This window comes from Pseudomonas sp. PK-RTE-24 (genome assembly GCF_054052265.1).
The window spans coordinates 3,829,455-3,844,954 of the sequence record NZ_CM133224.1 but is presented as its reverse complement, the minus strand read 5'-3'; the positions used below and the strand labels follow the sequence as shown (position 1 = coordinate 3,844,954).

The window sequence follows — 15,500 nt, the reverse complement described above, 5'->3', positions numbered from 1 at the left end:
CATGAAAAAACTCTTTACTGTCACCGCCCTGCTCGCCGGTCTCGCGTTCAACTTCGCGGCCCAGGCCGAAGAACTCAGCGTGATGACCTCCGGTGGTTTCACTGCCGCCTACAAGATCCTCGGGCCGAAATTCGCCGCCGCAACGGGCAACACGCTGACCACCAGCCTCGGCCCATCGATGGGCAAGGCGCCGGAAGCGATCCCCAATCGTCTGGCGCGCGGTGAGCACGCCGACGTGGTGATCATGGTCGGTTACGCCCTCGATGAGCTGATCAAACAAGGCAAGGTCGACCCGGCCTCCCGCGTTGAACTGGCGGATTCGCGGATCGGCATGGTAGTGCGTGAAGGCGCGGCGAAACCGGACATCAGCAGCGTCGATGGCCTGAAGAAAACCCTGCTCGACGCGCAGTCGGTGGCCTACTCCGACAGCGCCAGCGGCGTGTACATCGAGCAGCAGCTGTTCAAGAAACTCGGCATCGAAGATCAGTTGAAACCGAAAGCGAAGATGATTGCCAGGATCCCGGTCGGCTCGGTGGTTGCCACTGGCGACTATCAGTTGGGCTTCCAGCAGGTCAGCGAATTGCTGCCGGTGCCGGGCGTAAGCTTCGTCGCGAAGATTCCGGAATCGGTTCAGTCGGTGACGCGTTTCGCCGCTGGGATTCCGGTCAAGGCCGAGCATCCGGAAGAGGCCAAAGCCCTGCTCGCCTACCTCGCTGCACCGGCCGCTCAGGCTGACGTACAGGCCACCGGGCTGGATTCGGTCAAGCGTTGATCGTTGGCGGCTGGACGCGCATCTCCACGACCAGCCGCTCCAGCTCCAGTGCCGCCGGGGTCAACGTGCGATCCCGGCGCTTGATGATGCCGACACTGCGCATCACTTGCGGCTCAATCAGCGGCACCCGCGTCAGGATCGGATGATCCGGCCCGGGCATCGCCATCAACGGCACCGCTGCCACGCCCAGACCCGCCTCTACCAGACCGATCATCGTCGTCACATGCCGCGTCTCGCAGATGCTCTGACGCTGCGGCACCACCCCGCCCAAGGCCTGATCGAGCAGAAAGCGATTACCCGAGGTCTTGTCCAGCGCGATGTAATCCTGCTGATAGAACTCGTCCCAACTGACGCTGCTGCGCCCGGCCAGCGGATGATCGCGACGACAGGCGACAACGTAGCACTCCTGCACAAGCGGTTCGAACTCGACTTTGGCATCCTGCGTGCCGAGAAAACTCAAACCGAAATCCGCCTCGCCATTGACCACCGCACTCAACACATCGTGAGCGCTGGAATCGAGGACTTTGACCTTGATCCGCGGAAACTGCTGGTGATAGCGCGCGACCACGCGGGGCATGAAGTAGTAGGCCGCCGAGGGCACGCAGGCGACGGTGACATGGCCCAGACGGGTCGAGGCGACTTCGCTGATGCCGAGCAAGGCAATGTCGAGATCATCCAGCAAGCGCTCGACGCTGGGCATGAAGCCGCGCCCGGCCTGGGTCAGGCTGACCTTGCGCGTGGTGCGCTCGAACAGTTTCACGCCGAGGGCATCTTCGAGCTTTTCAATGCGCCGGCTCAGCGCCGGTTGTGACAGGCGCACGGTGTCGGCAGCCTTGCGAAAACTGCCCTGCTCGACCACCGCGCGAAAGGCTTGCAGGTCGTTTAGGTCGAAGTTGATGGCCATGGCGTTTCCGGAAATTGATGCGCAGGGGTTATAAATGTAACCAGTTGATGCAAATTATTACAGACCTGATGGAAGCTGCCCTTGTGGGAGCGAGCCCGCTCGCGAACGCGGGGCATCAGTCAATGGATAGGTGGCTGACCCGGCGCATTCGCGAGCAGGCTCGCTCCCACGTTGGTTCTCGAATGGTCTGGAGACCGCGTAACCCTTATCCTTGTCACCCTCGCCGTAGCCGTAGTCAGGAGTCGTTCCAATGCCCCATGAAGGCAATCTGTTGCAAGCCGCCGTCGTGTTTCTGTTCGCGGCCGTGCTCACCGTGCCTTTGGCCAAACGTCTGCAACTGGGCGCGGTGCTCGGTTATCTGTTTGCCGGGGTGATCATCGGCCCGTCGGTGCTCGGTCTGATCGGCAACCCGCAAAGCGTTGCGCATATTTCCGAGCTGGGCGTGGTGTTGCTGCTGTTCATCATCGGCCTCGAATTGTCGCCGCGGCGCTTGTGGGTGATGCGCAAATCGGTGTTCGGCGTCGGTCTGGCGCAGGTGCTGCTGACCGCGTCGGTGATCGGCGTGCTGGCACTGGCGGTGTTCGGCCAGCCGCTGAACAGCGCGATTGTGCTGGGCCTCGGTCTGGCGCTGTCCTCCACTGCCTTTGGCTTGCAAAGCCTTGCCGAACGCAAGGAACTGACCAGCCCCCATGGGCGGCTGGCGTTTGCGATTCTGCTGTTCCAGGACATCGCGGCGATTCCATTGATCGCCCTGGTGCCGATGCTCGCCGGCGTCGATCATCACACCAGCACCGCCGACGATATTCGTCACAGCTTGCAGGTGCTCGGCGGCATTGCCGTGGTGGTGATCGGCGGACGGTATCTGCTGCGTCCGGTGTTCCGCGTGGTGGCAAAAACCGGGCTGCCGGAAGTGTCCACCGCCACCGCGTTGCTGGTGGTGATCGGCACGGCGTGGCTGATGGATCTGGTCGGTGTGTCGATGGCGCTGGGTGCGTTTCTCGCTGGACTGCTGCTGGCGGATTCGGAATACCGGCATGAGCTGGAAGCGCAGATCGAACCGTTCAAGGGCCTGCTGCTCGGGCTGTTTTTCATCAGCGTCGGCATGGGCGCCAATCTCAGCCTGTTGTTGAGCGCGCCGATCACCGTATTGGGCCTGACCTTGTTGCTGATCGGTCTGAAATTGCCGCTGCTGTTCGTGGTTGGGCGCTTGGCAGGAGGATTGAACAAAATCAGCGCAATCCGCCTCGGCATCGTCCTTGCCGCCGGCGGTGAGTTTGCGTTCGTGGTGTTCAAGATCGGTCGCGATCAGGGCCTGTTCGAGCCGCGTCTGTACGACCTGCTGGTGCTGACCATCACTCTGTCGATGGCGCTGACGCCGTTGTTGCTGTTGATCTGCGCGCGTCTGGTCAGCCCGAAAGTGCAGCCGGTGGAAGTGCCGGAGAAATTCCGCGAAATCGACACCGAAGCGCCGCGCGTGGTGATTGCCGGCATGGGCCGGATGGGGCAGATCGTGGCGCGGATTCTGCGCGCGCAGAACATCAAGTTCGTTGCGCTGGACACCTCGGTGGAAACCATCGAACTGTCACGCAGCTTCGGCGGCGTACCGGTGTTCTACGGCGACCCGATGCGCCCGGAAATCCTTCACGCGGCGAAGGTCGGCGAGGCGGAATATTTCGTCATCGCCACGGACGATCCGGAGACCAACATCAAGACTGCCGAAGTGGTGCACAAGCTATATCCGCACATGAAAATCATCGCCCGCGCGCGTAATCGTCAGCACGTGCATCGCCTGGTGGATGTCGGCGCGGAAGCGATTCGTGAGACCTATTATTCGAGCCTGGAAATGAGCCGGCGCACGCTGGTCGGCCTCGGTCTGACGCAAGCCCAGGCCGATGCGCGGATCAAGCGTTTCAAGCATCACGACGAACAGGTGCTGGAGGCGCAACACGCCGTCTACGACGACGCCGCCAAAGTCCTGCAGACCGCCCAGGAAGCCCGGGCGGAACTGGCCAAATTGTTTGAATCGGATCAGCTCGAAGAGGAAGCCCGAAAATCCTGATCGTGCCTTGCCCAGAACCAACTGTGGGAGCGAGCCTGCTCGCGAAAGCGTCGTGTCAGTCACCCAATACTTCACTGACAGATTGCATTCGCGAGCAGGCTCGCTCCCACAGGGGATTGGGTCAGGCCAGTTCCAGCGCGGGCGCAGGCTCGACGGCTGTGACTGCAAACCGATCCGCCAGAAACGGCGTGATATCCAGCGGCAAAGGCTCGTCATTCACCAGTTTATCCAGCAGCACACCGGTAATCGCCGAGGTCAGAATGCCGGTGCGGAAGTGCCCGCAAGCATTCAGATACCCTTCTACCCCACGCATCGGCCCGAGGATCGGCAACTCATCCGGCGAGCCCGGGCGCAATCCCGCCCAGGTGCGCTTGAGGTTGACGTCCGCCAGCTCCGGCAGACAGCGCACCGCGCCCTGCACCAGCCCGGCGATTTCCGGGTAGGTGGTGGTGACGTCGAAGCCTTTGTCTTCGGTGGTGCTGCCGATAAGGATTTCGCCGTTGTCCTTTTGCGCCACGTAGCAATCGCTGGTGGTCAGGCAGCCGTTGAGGATTTTCGGCATGCGTTCGGTCAGCAGAATCTGCCCTTTCACCGGTTTCACCGGAATGCGAATCCCCGTCGCCCACTCACTCAGATCCGCCGCCCAGGCACCGGCGGCGTTGATCAGCGTCTTGCAGTGGAACACCCCCGCCTCCGCCGTCTGCACGCCGGTCACGCGAGTGCCGTGATGCAGCACGCCGGTGACGTTGGTGTTGACGAAGATATCGACGCCGTTCTGCCGCGCGCCTTCCATGTAGGCATCCGCGAGGCGGAACGGGCTGACCTGATGATCGCAGAGAAACTCCAGCGCCCCGCGCGCCTCATGGCTGACGCTCGGCTCCGCCGCGCGCAACGCCGCCTGATCGAGCCAGCGCACTTGATCAGCCAGATGCGGAATGCAGCCGACGATGTGCTCGGCGTAGAGCCGGTCTTCATCGTCATAGATCACGAATTTCAGCCCGGTCTTCTCGAACTTGCAATCCATGCCGTGATTGTCTTTCAGCTCGCGGTGCAGCGCCGGGTACAGCGCGTTGGACTGCAAGGCAAAATCGAAAAACGACGCCGGCAAGATATGCGGCGTACTGGCGTCCACCGCCACCGCTGCGCCCTGGGTTTCGCGCTTGCGGTTGGCCGACATCATGCGAAAGAAAATCACCCCGCAGCCGAGGCCGACCGACTCGCCGATCGCCCACAAACCGCCAGCCGAAGCGCGGGTCGCGTTGCCGGGGCGCTTGGCGTCGATCAGCGCAACTTTCAGATTTTTGCGCTTGGACAATTGGTAGGCGCAGGAGGCGCCGATCACTCCGCCACCGGCGATGACCACGTCGTAGAACTTACTCATGGCAAGCGCCCTCCTTGCCGAGGGACTGGAACGCGGAAAACGGCACCGGATCAATCGGGAAGCGCGGGCGCAACCAACCGACATCCTGACGTCCGGTAGCCTGGCGCAAACGATCGCTGCAATAGCCGACGCACATCCGCCCCTGACAATCGCCCATGCTCACGCGGGTGCGCATTTTCAGGCTGGCGATGTCTTGCACACCCTGCTCCAGCGCCAGATCGATGTCGGCGCGGGTCGCATGTTCGCAGCGGCAGATCACCGTGTCGGCTGCGGGCAAAGCGATCTGACCAACGCCGCGCTCGGTGTAGCGATCCACCGCCGCACGAAAGCGCACGATGGCTCTGAGCTTGCTCGCGTAACGATCGCGGCGCACCCGGGCCAGCTCGGCGTCGAGCACACCGCGTTGCAGCAGGATCGAAGTGGCGGCGATCTTGCCCGCCAGCATCGCCGCTTCACCGCCGCGGATCCCGCCCATGTCGCCGGCCAGATGCACATGCGCCACGCTGCTTTGCTGCCAGACATTGGCGTGCGCACGCAGGTAGCCATCGTCGCTGAAGCCGTGATCAAGGCCCATCTGCTGGCTCAATTGCGTGCGCGGAATAAAACCGTAACCGACCGCCAGCGTCTGCGCTTCGAAACGCTCGACCCGCGACAGATCTGCCTCCCACGTCGGCGAATACGGCGCGACGCTAACGCTTTTCAGCTCGCCGTCGCCATGGGCTTCAACCACGCCCCAACCATACTTCATCGGGATGCCGTGCAACTTGAGGTAAGCGAGCATGCTCAAGCCGTCGAGGAACAGCTGCGGCTTGTTCAGCAGCGCCAGACTCTCGCGGGCGATCTTGCCGAATGCGCAAGCCTCATAGACGCCGGCGACGCGCACGCCAGAGGCATGCAACTGGGTCGCAACCAGCGGCAGCAACGGCCCGGTGCCGGCGATGATCACCGGCCCCCGCGGCTTGACCACGCCACTCTTGATCTGCAATTGAAGACCACCGAGCAGAATCACTCCCGGCAACGTCCAGCCGGGAAACGGCACGCTGCGTTCGTGACATCCAGCGGCCAACAGCAGTTGCGGATAAGCGATCTCGTGCAGTTGCTCATCACCGTCGAGCACCACCACTGCGCGGGTGCCTTCGGCGCCGACCACGCGATGGTTGAGGCGCACGTCAATCAGCCCCGATTGCTGCTGAAATTCGCCGTGCAGTTTGTCCAGTGCTTCGGAATAACGCGGGCCGAGATAATCCAGTTGCACACCATCACGCAGCGGCCCGCGATAGACCACGCCGCCGAGGCGCGACGCCTCTTCGAGCAAGGTGCAGCGCACGCCGTGGCGCGCCAGTTCGATGGCCGCCGCCATTCCCGCCGGCCCGCCGCCGACAATCAACGGTTGCAGGCTCATACAACCTCCTGCCCGACGACGCGGTTGACTCGGGTTTCAATCAGCATGCCGTCGCGCACTACGGTCTGGCAGGCGCGGCGCTTGTGGCGACCGTTGATTTTCACCAGACAGCACTGGCACACGCCCATGCCGCAATAGGCGCCGCTGATCTGATCGTGATCGTTGCGTGCGATCTGGCGCACGCCGAGGGACTGGATGACGCTGAGAACGGTTTCGCCGATGGCGGCGCTGACCGCTTGGCCATTGATGTGCACGGTCATGTCCGCCTGCACCAAGGGCTGGATATCGAAGGTTCTTTCTAGGCAGTTCATTACGGTGTTCGTCCGTGAAGATTCAGTTGAGGTTGTGTCAGCTCCTTGCCGCACTACGCCTCGTCGACGCTTTTTTATTGCTGTGTTTTCAACGTCGACGCGGATACTTCATCAGCGCAACAAGGTGCGCGACAAGCACTGTAGCTCATACCTCAGCAAAGGCCTGGATCATTTACGGTAGGCGATATCGCCAGGCGAAATATTGATCCAGGCCAGTGAAAATGGCGGGATGGAAACGGTTAGTTGGAGAAAACGAACTGGCCCCGCCGAAAGCAAAAAGCCGCTTTCACCCGAAGATGAAAGCGGCAGAGGCATCCTGCCTCAGAGGGATCAGTGTACGAACAGGGCGATCAGGATGATGATCGGGATCGGTACGCCGAGGAAAAACAGCAGTAATGAGCGCATGGTGACTCTCCTTTTTAACGGACCGGAGTGGTAGTGGTGTAGGTGTCGACTTCAACGTACTCGACTGCATCGCGACGACGACCGCCGAAGGTGGCTGCCAGGCTGGCGAAGAACGCACCGGCCAGCAGCGCGACGAACATCCACAGCGAGGTGTAGGCCGCGACTTTGGCGGCGGTATCGGCCGCTTGCTGAGCTTTCAGTTTCGCGTCAGCGATGGCTTTCTGGGTGTTGGCGTAGATTTCGTCGACACGACGTTCAGCATCGGCCTGGCTCAGATTGGTACGTTGCGATACCAGTTGTGCGAGGTAGGTACGGTCTTCGGCGCTGAGCTGACCGTTGGCCAGGCTTTGCGTGAAGATGCGGGTCACAGTGCCGCGTGCAGCGTCATCGCTGACGGCAGCAGGACGATCATCGCGGAACAGGCTGTCGACGAAGTAGCCGTACTGATCGCTGTCAGTATTGGCTGCGGCAGAGCCGGCGGCCTGGCTCATCGCACCGGCAGCACCGCCGACTACGTTGGCACCCGCCTGCACACCGCCACTGACGACGCTGCTGACCGAACCGACCACCAGCACAGCGGTCACCAAAGTAGCGACGCACCAGGCGAGGAAACCATGGGCGGTGTCGCGGAAGTAGACTTCGTCACCGTGCATGTTGGCCCACTTAACGCGCAGACGGCCGGCAATGTAGCCGCCCATGCCGGAAGCGATGATCTGCGTCACCGCCAGCCAGACGATCGTTGAAATGCCCAGGCCCTTGGCGCTGACGCCTTCTCCGGCCCACGGTGATACAGCCGAAAAGCCCAGGCCAAACCCGAGCAGCACCAGAATCATCGACAGCGCGGCGGCAGCCGCAGCACCGGCGAAGATCGCGCCCCAGGACACGCCTGACACGCTGCTCGACTCTTCCAAGGCAGGATAATAGCCATCAGGGGATCTATTCATTGTTGTAGTGCTCCAGGCATGAAAAATGGTGTTACAAGTCGTCGGGTGAGGAATTGCAGTGACCGTGCCAGTCAAACACTTTTAATAACCCCTTTTCTTTCAATGAGTTACAAAACTTGAACTTCCTCGGACCGTGCAACTTGCAATAAAGCGCATCCGATTGCGGGTTTTCTGCATTAACCAAAGCGTGGCAAATCCGATCAGTTCTAATTCACCAGGCGACGAAGATGAAAGTTAATTTAAAGCGTCACGGCAAATTCTTGGCAAAATGCTGCCATTCCGTTTGAACCGATCAGCAGGCCTGCCTATGACTCGTATCTTGACCATCGAAGACGACGCCGTGACCGCGCGGGAAATCGTTGCCGAACTGAGCAGCCACGGGCTGGACGTCGACTGGGTCGACAATGGCCGCGAAGGCCTCGACCGCGCCGTGAGCGGCAACTACGACCTGATCACCCTCGACCGCATGCTGCCCGAGCTGGATGGTCTGGCCATCGTCACCACCCTGCGCACCATGGGCGTGGCGACGCCGATTCTGATGATCAGCGCCCTCTCCGATGTCGATGAGCGCGTACGCGGCTTGCGCGCCGGTGGTGATGACTACCTGACCAAGCCGTTCGCCACCGATGAAATGGCCGCGCGGGTTGAAGTGTTGCTGCGCCGGCAGAACAGCGTCGCCACCCAGGCCACCACGCTGAAAGTCGCCGACCTCGAACTCGACCTGATCAGCCACGAAGCCCGTCGCGCCGAGCAGGTGCTGACGCTGTTGCCCACCGAATACAAACTGCTGGAGTTTCTGATGCGCAACAGCGGCCAGATTCTCTCGCGGATGATGATTTTCGAAGAGGTCTGGGGTTATCACTTCGACCCGGGCACCAACCTCATCGACGTGCATATCGGCCGGCTACGCAAGAAGATCGACGCAGCCGGCAACGTTCCGCTGATCCGCACGGTACGGGGCTCGGGCTATGTCATTGCCGAACCCGTCTGACGGCTGGCGCTCCTCCAGCAGCCGCTTGCTGGCGCTGTACAGCTCGCTGTTCGTGGCGTGGAGCGCGATCCTCATGGGGGTCATGTATTACGAGGTGTCCGGCTACCTCGACAAACTGGCCAAACATTCGTTGATGCAACGCCAGCACCTGTTCTCGCATTTTCGCGGCGAGCAACTCGAAGACGCGCTCGCGGCCAGCATGACCTTCGATATTCGCGGTATCGACGCCTATGGTCTGTTCAGCGCTGACGGTGTTTACCTGGGCGGCGCACTCCAGCAAATTCCCGAAGGACTGCCGCTGGATGGCAAGATCCATATGCTCGCCGAGTGCGCCGATTCCGATGACCCGACCCTGCCGAGCGACAGCTGCGATGCCGTAGCCACGCAAACCCGTGACGGGCGCTGGCTGGTGTTGCTGCGTGACAATGGCTCGCTGTTCGCGGTGACGCGGATCATTTTGCACGCGCTGTTCTGGGGGGTGTCGCTGACGATTATTCCCGGGGTCGCCGGTTGGCATCTGCTGCGGCGTCGACCGTTGCAGCGCATCCGCGCGATCCAGAATAGCGCGCAGGCCATCGTTGCCGGCGACCTGACGCACCGCTTGCCGCTGTCCAATCGCCGCGATGAACTGGACATGCTCGCCGCCATCGTCAACGCCATGCTCGAGCGCATCGAGCGCTTGATGAACGAGGTCAAGGGCGTCTGCGACAACATCGCCCACGACTTGCGCACGCCGCTGACCCGTTTGCGCGCGCAGTTGTATCGCATGCAGCAACAGGCGGGTGAAGGTTCGCAAGAAGCGGCGCAACTGGACTTGGTACTGGCTGAAGCGGATACGCTGATGGCGCGCTTTCGCGGTTTGCTGCGGATTTCCGAACTGGAAGATCGCCAGCGTCGTTCAGGTTTCGTCGAACTTGATCCGGTGCGTTTGCTGGAGGAGTTGCACGAGTTCTATCTGCCGCTGGCCGAGGAAGGCGATCTGCGCTTTCAGTTGAACATGCCGGAGACGCTGCCGCCGCTCAATGGCGACCGCGCACTGCTGTTCGAAGCGTTGGCGAACCTGCTGAGCAACTCGATCAAATTCACCCCGCCCGGCGGCACGGTGATGTTGCGTGGGGTCAATGCCGGTGGGCAGACGCGGATCGAGGTGCACGATTCAGGGCCGGGGATTCCCGAGGCGGAACGTGAGGCGGTGTTCCAGCGCTTTTATCGCACCGAGGGTGGCCAGCCGCAGAGTGGTTTTGGTCTGGGGTTGTCGATCGTTGCGGCGATAGTCAGCCTGCACGGCTTCAGTCTTGAGGTGGGCGGCAGTGATTTGGGTGGGGCGAAACTGGTGCTGGATTGTCGGCAGAGTTTGATTAGTCAGGCCTGACGTCTCGCGCCGATCGTTCCCACGCTCCGCGTGGGAATGCCTCAAGGGACGCTCCGCGTTCCGGCTTTCGAAATGGGATGCAGAGCGTCCCGGGCTGCATTCCCACGCAGAGCGTGGGAACGATCTGCGTCTCAGGTTGGGTAATTGGCCCGCAAGGCTTCGAGCCCGCCCTGGTAGATGCCGTTGAACAGCGCCACCACTTCTTCATCGCTCACGCCGACCGCATTGAAGCGCCCCGACCACGTCACCCGCGCGCCCTGCCCTTGGGCTTCAACCTTGATCGTCGCCAGGTAATCGCTGGCCGGAAACGGTGCCTGTTCAATCGAATAGCTGTAGGTTTTCGCGGCGTTATCGAATGTCTGCAGACGTTCGACCACTACACCCCCGTCAGCAGTTTTCAGGGTGCGCACTCGCCCGCCTTCGCTCAGTTCACTGTTGGTGATCAACGGCAGCCAGTCCGGCAGCGTGTTGAAGCCGCCGATCAATTGCCAGACCTGATCGGCCGAGGCCGGGATGTCGATGGTTGCGGATGCAGTTGGCATAAAACCTCTCTTTTGGAAAATTCAGATAGTCAGGCTGTCGACCACACCGCCATCAACGCGCAAGGCTGCGCCCGTGGTGGCCGAGGACAGCGGTGAAGCAATGTACGTGACCAGATGCGCCACCTCCGAAACATCCGCCACGCGCTGGATGATCGAGGTCGGACGGGCCTTGCGCACAAAGGCGTCGGCTTCGTCGCGCAGCTCGCGCCCGGACTCGGCGGCCGCGTCTCTGAGCATGTCTTGCAGGCCGTCGGTGAAGGTCGGTCCCGGCAGGATCGCATTGGCCGTGACACCGGTACCAGCCAGACGTTTGGCCAGGCCGTGGGACACCGCCAGGTTGGCGCTTTTGGTCACGCCGTAATTGAGCATGTCAGCCGGCGTCGCCACGCCGGATTCCGATGACAGAAAGATCACCCGGCCCCAGCCCTGCTCAACCATCGCCGGCACATAATGCCGCGCCAGGCGCACGCCGGAAATCACGTTGACCTCGTAGAAGCGCGTCCACTCACTGTCGGGAGTCTCGAAGAAATCGACGTCGTTGAAGATGCCGAGGTTGTTCACCAGAATGTCCGCGCGCGGTTCGGCGGCGAACAGCTTTTCCGCGCCCTCGGCCGTGCCCAGATCAGCGGTCAGACCGCGCAACTGCGCGCTGGGCACCGCTTCGCGTATGCTCGCCAGCGCCTGCTCGACCTTTGCCGTGTCACGACCGATCACCACCACCGTCGCCCCGGCTTCGGCCAGCGACTGGCTGATGCCCAGACCGATGCCGGCAGTGCTGCCGCTAACGATGGCCAGTTTTCCACTCAGATCAATCTTCATGCGTTTACCTCATTAGCAAGGAGTTCCACCGCGCTCGACTTTGGCGACGATTTCACAAGCATGGATCAGCGTAGTTGCGATATTGCCGGCATGGTTGAGCTGCCGACCGGTGACGGGGATGTTGTTTGATCGACGATCCCCTGTGTCTGGCAGACCGTAGCCCCTCACCCTAGCCCTCTCCCGGGGGAGAGGGAACCGATCGAGTTGTGCTGAGTTTGCCCTCGACCTGAAAGACCATAGCGATTATGGATTCAGAGAAGACCTTTCACGTCGGCGTATTACCTGAATATCCCCCGGTCAGTCCCCTCTCCTTCCGGGAGAGGGCTAGGGTGAGGGGCATTTCGGAACAGATCAGATTTCCGTCAGACGAAGCAGACCATCGGCGCCGACCCTGACGCCGATCGCATCGTAACTGGCCAACGTCGCATGCGCCGTTTCGATCGGGTGCTGGTGCGTGGTGGTGATGATCATCAACGCCGCGCCCGCCGCTTCCGCAGCCTGAATACCAACCGTGGCGTCTTCAAAAATCAGACAGTCAGCCGGCTCGACTCCCAGCTCATTTGCAGCCAAGAGATAACCCGCAGGATCAGGCTTGCCAGCCTTTACATCTTCCGCCGTGATCATGACCGCCGGCTCGGGGATACCCGCCGCCGCCATCCGCCGCAACGCCAGATCGCGAGGCGCAGAAGTCACCATTGCCCAGCGATCTTTCGGCAGACCGTTGAGAAATGCCGCCGCCGCAGGAATCTCGACAATGCCTTCAACGTCATTGATTTCCGCTGCGGTGATGAACGCCGCTTGTTCATCGGCATCCACTCCCGGCAGATTCAGCCGGGTGATGGTGTCGATCGCACGTGCGCCATGTATGGTCGGCAAAAACGTCTCGACATCAACACCATGACGCACCGCCCACGCTGACCAGATGCGCTCGGCGGCGGCGATGGAATTGAGGACGGTGCCGTCCATGTCGAACAGGAACGCGCCGAATGCGCGATCAAAAACCGATGCTTGTGCAGACAAAAGAACAAATCCTCTGACAGTTGGCCGGGCAGCCTGGCCCGGCAATGTAGCACTTGTCAGTGCAACTGCGGGGCCTTGGATTTGAACGCACTTTCCACACAGTCGAGCAATTGACCGATCGCCCACGGCTTCTTGATGAACGCCACCGAATGCTTGACCCCGGAGGTCTCGGGCGTCTCGTAGCCGGACATGACCATCACCGGTTTTTCCGGCCAGCGATCGCCGACCAGATTCGCCAGGTCGGCGCCGTTAAGCGTGCCGGGCATGGTGATGTCGGTCAGCAATAGCGCGACGTTCGCCGCGTGTTCTTCCAGATACAGTGAGGCGGCGTCGGCGCTGGTTTGCGGTTCGACCTTGAACCCTTCCTCCTGAAGAATTTCGCAAAGAAACTCCAGAATCAACGGATCGTCCTCGACAACCAGAATCAACCCGCCAGGAAGGTGCGCGCTCGACGTAGGTGTAGGGCACATGAACAGCACTCCCCCGAATTACATTTTTGATAAGCGGTTTTGAATCCGCTGCTTATCTGGTATGAGCAGCGCGCCCTGTAGAAATTCATTTTTGATACAGAGGATTTCGCCAAGGTGTTGTTTTTCGAAGCGCGGCGCCCATCGAATCCCCTCATTTGTGGTTAAAATGCCGGCCCTTTGCCTGGCCGATCCTGATCCATGAACCCTGAAGCCCTCGCTACCCTCCACGCTCATTTGCTGCCCGCACTGGCAACGGCGCCCAGCGAAACCCGCCGTTTGTTTCACGGGCGCGGACGCTGCTGGCCGGGGCTGGAGCAACTGACCGTGGACTGGTTGCAGGGCGTGGTGCTGGTGTCGCTGTTCAAGGAACCGGCGCCTGAGCAGCTGCAAGATCTGCGGGATTGGCTATTGCACCTCGCCGCCTCGGCCGAGTGGCAGCAGTCCGGCGCGCACAGTTTGCTGATCCAGCACCGTTATCTGCCGCAAAGCACGGCCGAATGGCTGATCGGTGAGGAAATCGAAGAAATGACCATCGTCGAGGGCGGCTTGCAGTACCGCGTCGACCTGGGACGCAAGCAGAACGCCGGGCTGTTTCTCGATATGCGTTACGGACGCAACTGGGTCCGTGAACAGGCAGCGGGCAAGCGGGTGTTGAACTTGTTCGCTTACACCTGCGGCTTTTCCGTAGCGGCAATCGAGGGTGGCGCCAGCCATGTGGTGAATCTCGACATGTCCCGTGCGGCCCTGAGCCGAGGTCGCGACAATCACCGTTTGAACGGCCACGACCTGAGCAAGGTCAGCTTTCTCGGCCACGACCTGTTCAAATCCTGGGGCAAAGTGATCAACAGCGGCCCGTACGATCTGGTGATCATCGACCCGCCGTCGTTTCAGAAAGGCAGCTTTTTGCTGACCAAGGACTATCAACGCGTATTGCGCCGCTTGCCGGAACTGTTGACTGAGCAAGGCACAGTGCTGGCGTGCATGAACGATCCGTCGTTCGGTTCCGACTTTCTGATTGATGGCGTGACCCAGGAAGCGCCAAGCCTGCGCTTCGATCATCGGCTGGACAATCCGCCGGAGTTTCCCGATATCGATCCAGAGAGCGGCCTGAAAGCCCTGGTCTTCCAGCGCAGCCACTAACACAGCGTAAGTTCACCTGTGGGAGCGAGCCTGCTCGCGAAAGCGCAGTGTCAGATAACAATTTTGTTGACTGATACACCGCTTTCGCGAGCAGGCTCGCTCCCACACAAGTTCTGTGTTGATCAAAAAGCCGTCGGCCGCAGCACCAGTGCAAACAACTCACCATGCCCGGTGACGTTGAGCTTGTGATAGAGATTACGTCGATGCACTTTCACGGTCTCCGGCGAAATCCCCATCTGCTGGGCCATCGCCTTGCTGGAAAAGCCCTGCAGGATCAGACGCGCCGTGTCGATCTCGCGCACGGTCAGCCGGGCATCGAAACGGTCCAGCAGCGTCGCCAGATCACCCACCACCGCGTCAGCCACCGGCCCTTGCGGCGGCAGCAACTGCATGTGGCGATGCATCGCCGCCAATACCCAATCACGAATGCACAACAGTCGGCCCTGCTCGGCCATGCCAAACGCGGTCGAGCGGCCCAGGGACAAGCCGAGTACCGCGCCTTCGACGTTGATCAGAAACTGCAATTCATCCTCGCCCACCACGGCACGAAAGTAGCTCTGGTAATACTCGCTGTGCAGAAACTGATCCGGCGCAACGGACGTCAGGCTGTGCAGGCCGTCGCTGATCCCGCTGACGGCGGCTTGATAGAACGGATCGAGCAGGTACATGCCGGCGGTATAACCGGCCAGCTCCTGCTGGTCGTCCACGCCCCCCTTGCTGTCGAAGTCGATCAGCAAACGCGGCGGCTGGCCGGGCTGCATCAGGGCGACGAGGGCATTGTCCAGCGGCACCAGCAGGCGCAGGGTGTCGACCAGCGCGCGCCAGAAACCCTCCTGCCCGAGGTGGGAAAATACCCGCGCCAGACTCTGATGCACCGGCAGTTCCTGCAACAACGCGTCCACGCACTACCCCTTTCGAGTAACCCATGATGGGAATGGGGCTGGTGTGACCGGCCCGTTAGCCTGACC

General features: G+C 61.3%; 15 protein-coding genes. 5 read left to right on the top strand and 10 right to left on the bottom strand.

What is annotated here, in order from left to right:
• Nucleotide 1: 1 nt before the first annotated feature.
• The gene (locus ACV8MC_RS17390; RefSeq protein ID WP_122612173.1) at nt 2–772 is read left to right on the top strand and encodes a substrate-binding domain-containing protein; all 771 of its coding nucleotides are present in this window, start codon (nt 2–4) and stop codon (nt 770–772) included.
• Here ACV8MC_RS17390 and ACV8MC_RS17385 read toward each other — a convergent pair.
• On the bottom strand, nt 762–1,676 hold the full coding sequence (locus ACV8MC_RS17385) for a LysR family transcriptional regulator (protein ID WP_016775221.1): 915 nt from the start codon (nt 1,674–1,676) through the stop codon (nt 762–764). The two genes, ACV8MC_RS17390 and ACV8MC_RS17385, sit on opposite strands and share 11 nt — an antisense overlap.
• A gap of 250 nt (nt 1,677–1,926) precedes the next feature.
• Here ACV8MC_RS17385 and ACV8MC_RS17380 point away from each other — a divergent pair, with 250 nt between their 5' ends.
• Complete coding sequence (locus ACV8MC_RS17380) at nt 1,927–3,735, top strand: monovalent cation:proton antiporter-2 (CPA2) family protein (protein ID WP_095182026.1); 1,809 nt, start codon at nt 1,927–1,929, stop codon at nt 3,733–3,735.
• A 121-nt stretch (nt 3,736–3,856) separates the two neighbouring features.
• Here the strand turns inward: ACV8MC_RS17380 and hcnC are convergent, their stop codons facing one another.
• The 4 genes from hcnC to ACV8MC_RS17360 all read right to left on the bottom strand — a co-directional run bounded on the left by hcnC (nt 3,857) and on the right by ACV8MC_RS17360 (nt 8,178).
• Nucleotides 3,857–5,116, bottom strand: a complete 1,260-nt coding sequence (gene hcnC / locus ACV8MC_RS17375) for a cyanide-forming glycine dehydrogenase subunit HcnC (protein ID WP_041477018.1) — start codon at nt 5,114–5,116, stop codon at nt 3,857–3,859.
• The gene (hcnB, locus tag ACV8MC_RS17370) at nt 5,109–6,518 is read right to left on the bottom strand and encodes a cyanide-forming glycine dehydrogenase subunit HcnB (RefSeq protein ID WP_353187569.1); all 1,410 of its coding nucleotides are present in this window, start codon (nt 6,516–6,518) and stop codon (nt 5,109–5,111) included. Before hcnB ends, hcnC begins: the two co-directional genes overlap by 8 nt.
• Nucleotides 6,515–6,829, bottom strand: a complete 315-nt coding sequence (locus ACV8MC_RS17365; RefSeq protein WP_130927315.1) for a (2Fe-2S)-binding protein — start codon at nt 6,827–6,829, stop codon at nt 6,515–6,517. Before ACV8MC_RS17365 ends, hcnB begins: the two co-directional genes overlap by 4 nt.
• Nucleotides 6,830–7,248: 419 nt before the next feature.
• Entirely contained in the window at nt 7,249–8,178 is a 930-nt protein-coding gene (locus ACV8MC_RS17360; RefSeq protein ID WP_056788998.1) for a hypothetical protein, read from the bottom strand.
• A gap of 307 nt (nt 8,179–8,485) precedes the next feature.
• Between ACV8MC_RS17360 and ACV8MC_RS17355 the strand changes: the two genes are divergently transcribed.
• Nucleotides 8,486–9,169, top strand: a complete 684-nt coding sequence (locus tag ACV8MC_RS17355; protein ID WP_056788996.1) for a response regulator transcription factor — start codon at nt 8,486–8,488, stop codon at nt 9,167–9,169.
• Nucleotides 9,147–10,541, top strand: a complete 1,395-nt coding sequence (locus ACV8MC_RS17350) for a sensor histidine kinase (RefSeq protein ID WP_217849334.1) — start codon at nt 9,147–9,149, stop codon at nt 10,539–10,541. Before ACV8MC_RS17355 ends, ACV8MC_RS17350 begins: the two co-directional genes overlap by 23 nt.
• A 131-nt stretch (nt 10,542–10,672) precedes the next feature.
• Here the strand turns inward: ACV8MC_RS17350 and ACV8MC_RS17345 are convergent, their stop codons facing one another.
• The 4 genes from ACV8MC_RS17345 to ACV8MC_RS17330 form a co-directional block, all read right to left on the bottom strand.
• Nucleotides 10,673–11,083 carry an SRPBCC family protein gene (locus tag ACV8MC_RS17345; protein ID WP_095182031.1) on the bottom strand — a complete coding sequence of 137 codons (411 nt, stop codon included), beginning with the start codon at nt 11,081–11,083 and terminating at the stop codon, nt 10,673–10,675.
• 21 nt (nt 11,084–11,104) lie between these two features.
• On the bottom strand, nt 11,105–11,902 hold the full coding sequence (locus tag ACV8MC_RS17340) for an SDR family NAD(P)-dependent oxidoreductase (RefSeq protein WP_457262748.1): 798 nt from the start codon (nt 11,900–11,902) through the stop codon (nt 11,105–11,107).
• Nucleotides 11,903–12,253: 351 nt separating this feature from the next.
• Nucleotides 12,254–12,922 (bottom strand): HAD-IA family hydrolase, encoded by a 669-nt coding sequence (locus ACV8MC_RS17335; protein ID WP_305381051.1) that lies wholly within the window; start codon nt 12,920–12,922, stop codon nt 12,254–12,256.
• 56 nt (nt 12,923–12,978) lie between these two features.
• A complete protein-coding gene (locus tag ACV8MC_RS17330; RefSeq protein ID WP_056788985.1) occupies nt 12,979–13,392 on the bottom strand; it encodes a response regulator in 414 nt (137 codons plus the stop codon).
• Nucleotides 13,393–13,590: 198 nt separating this feature from the next.
• Between ACV8MC_RS17330 and ACV8MC_RS17325 the strand changes: the two genes are divergently transcribed.
• Nucleotides 13,591–14,532, top strand: coding sequence for a class I SAM-dependent methyltransferase (locus ACV8MC_RS17325; RefSeq protein ID WP_457262746.1), 942 nt, complete (start codon nt 13,591–13,593; stop codon nt 14,530–14,532).
• Between the two features lie 122 nt (nt 14,533–14,654).
• Here ACV8MC_RS17325 and ACV8MC_RS17320 read toward each other — a convergent pair whose 3' ends face one another.
• The gene (locus ACV8MC_RS17320) at nt 14,655–15,434 is read right to left on the bottom strand and encodes a helix-turn-helix transcriptional regulator (protein WP_305381054.1); all 780 of its coding nucleotides are present in this window, start codon (nt 15,432–15,434) and stop codon (nt 14,655–14,657) included.
• Nucleotides 15,435–15,500 lie beyond the last annotated feature (66 nt).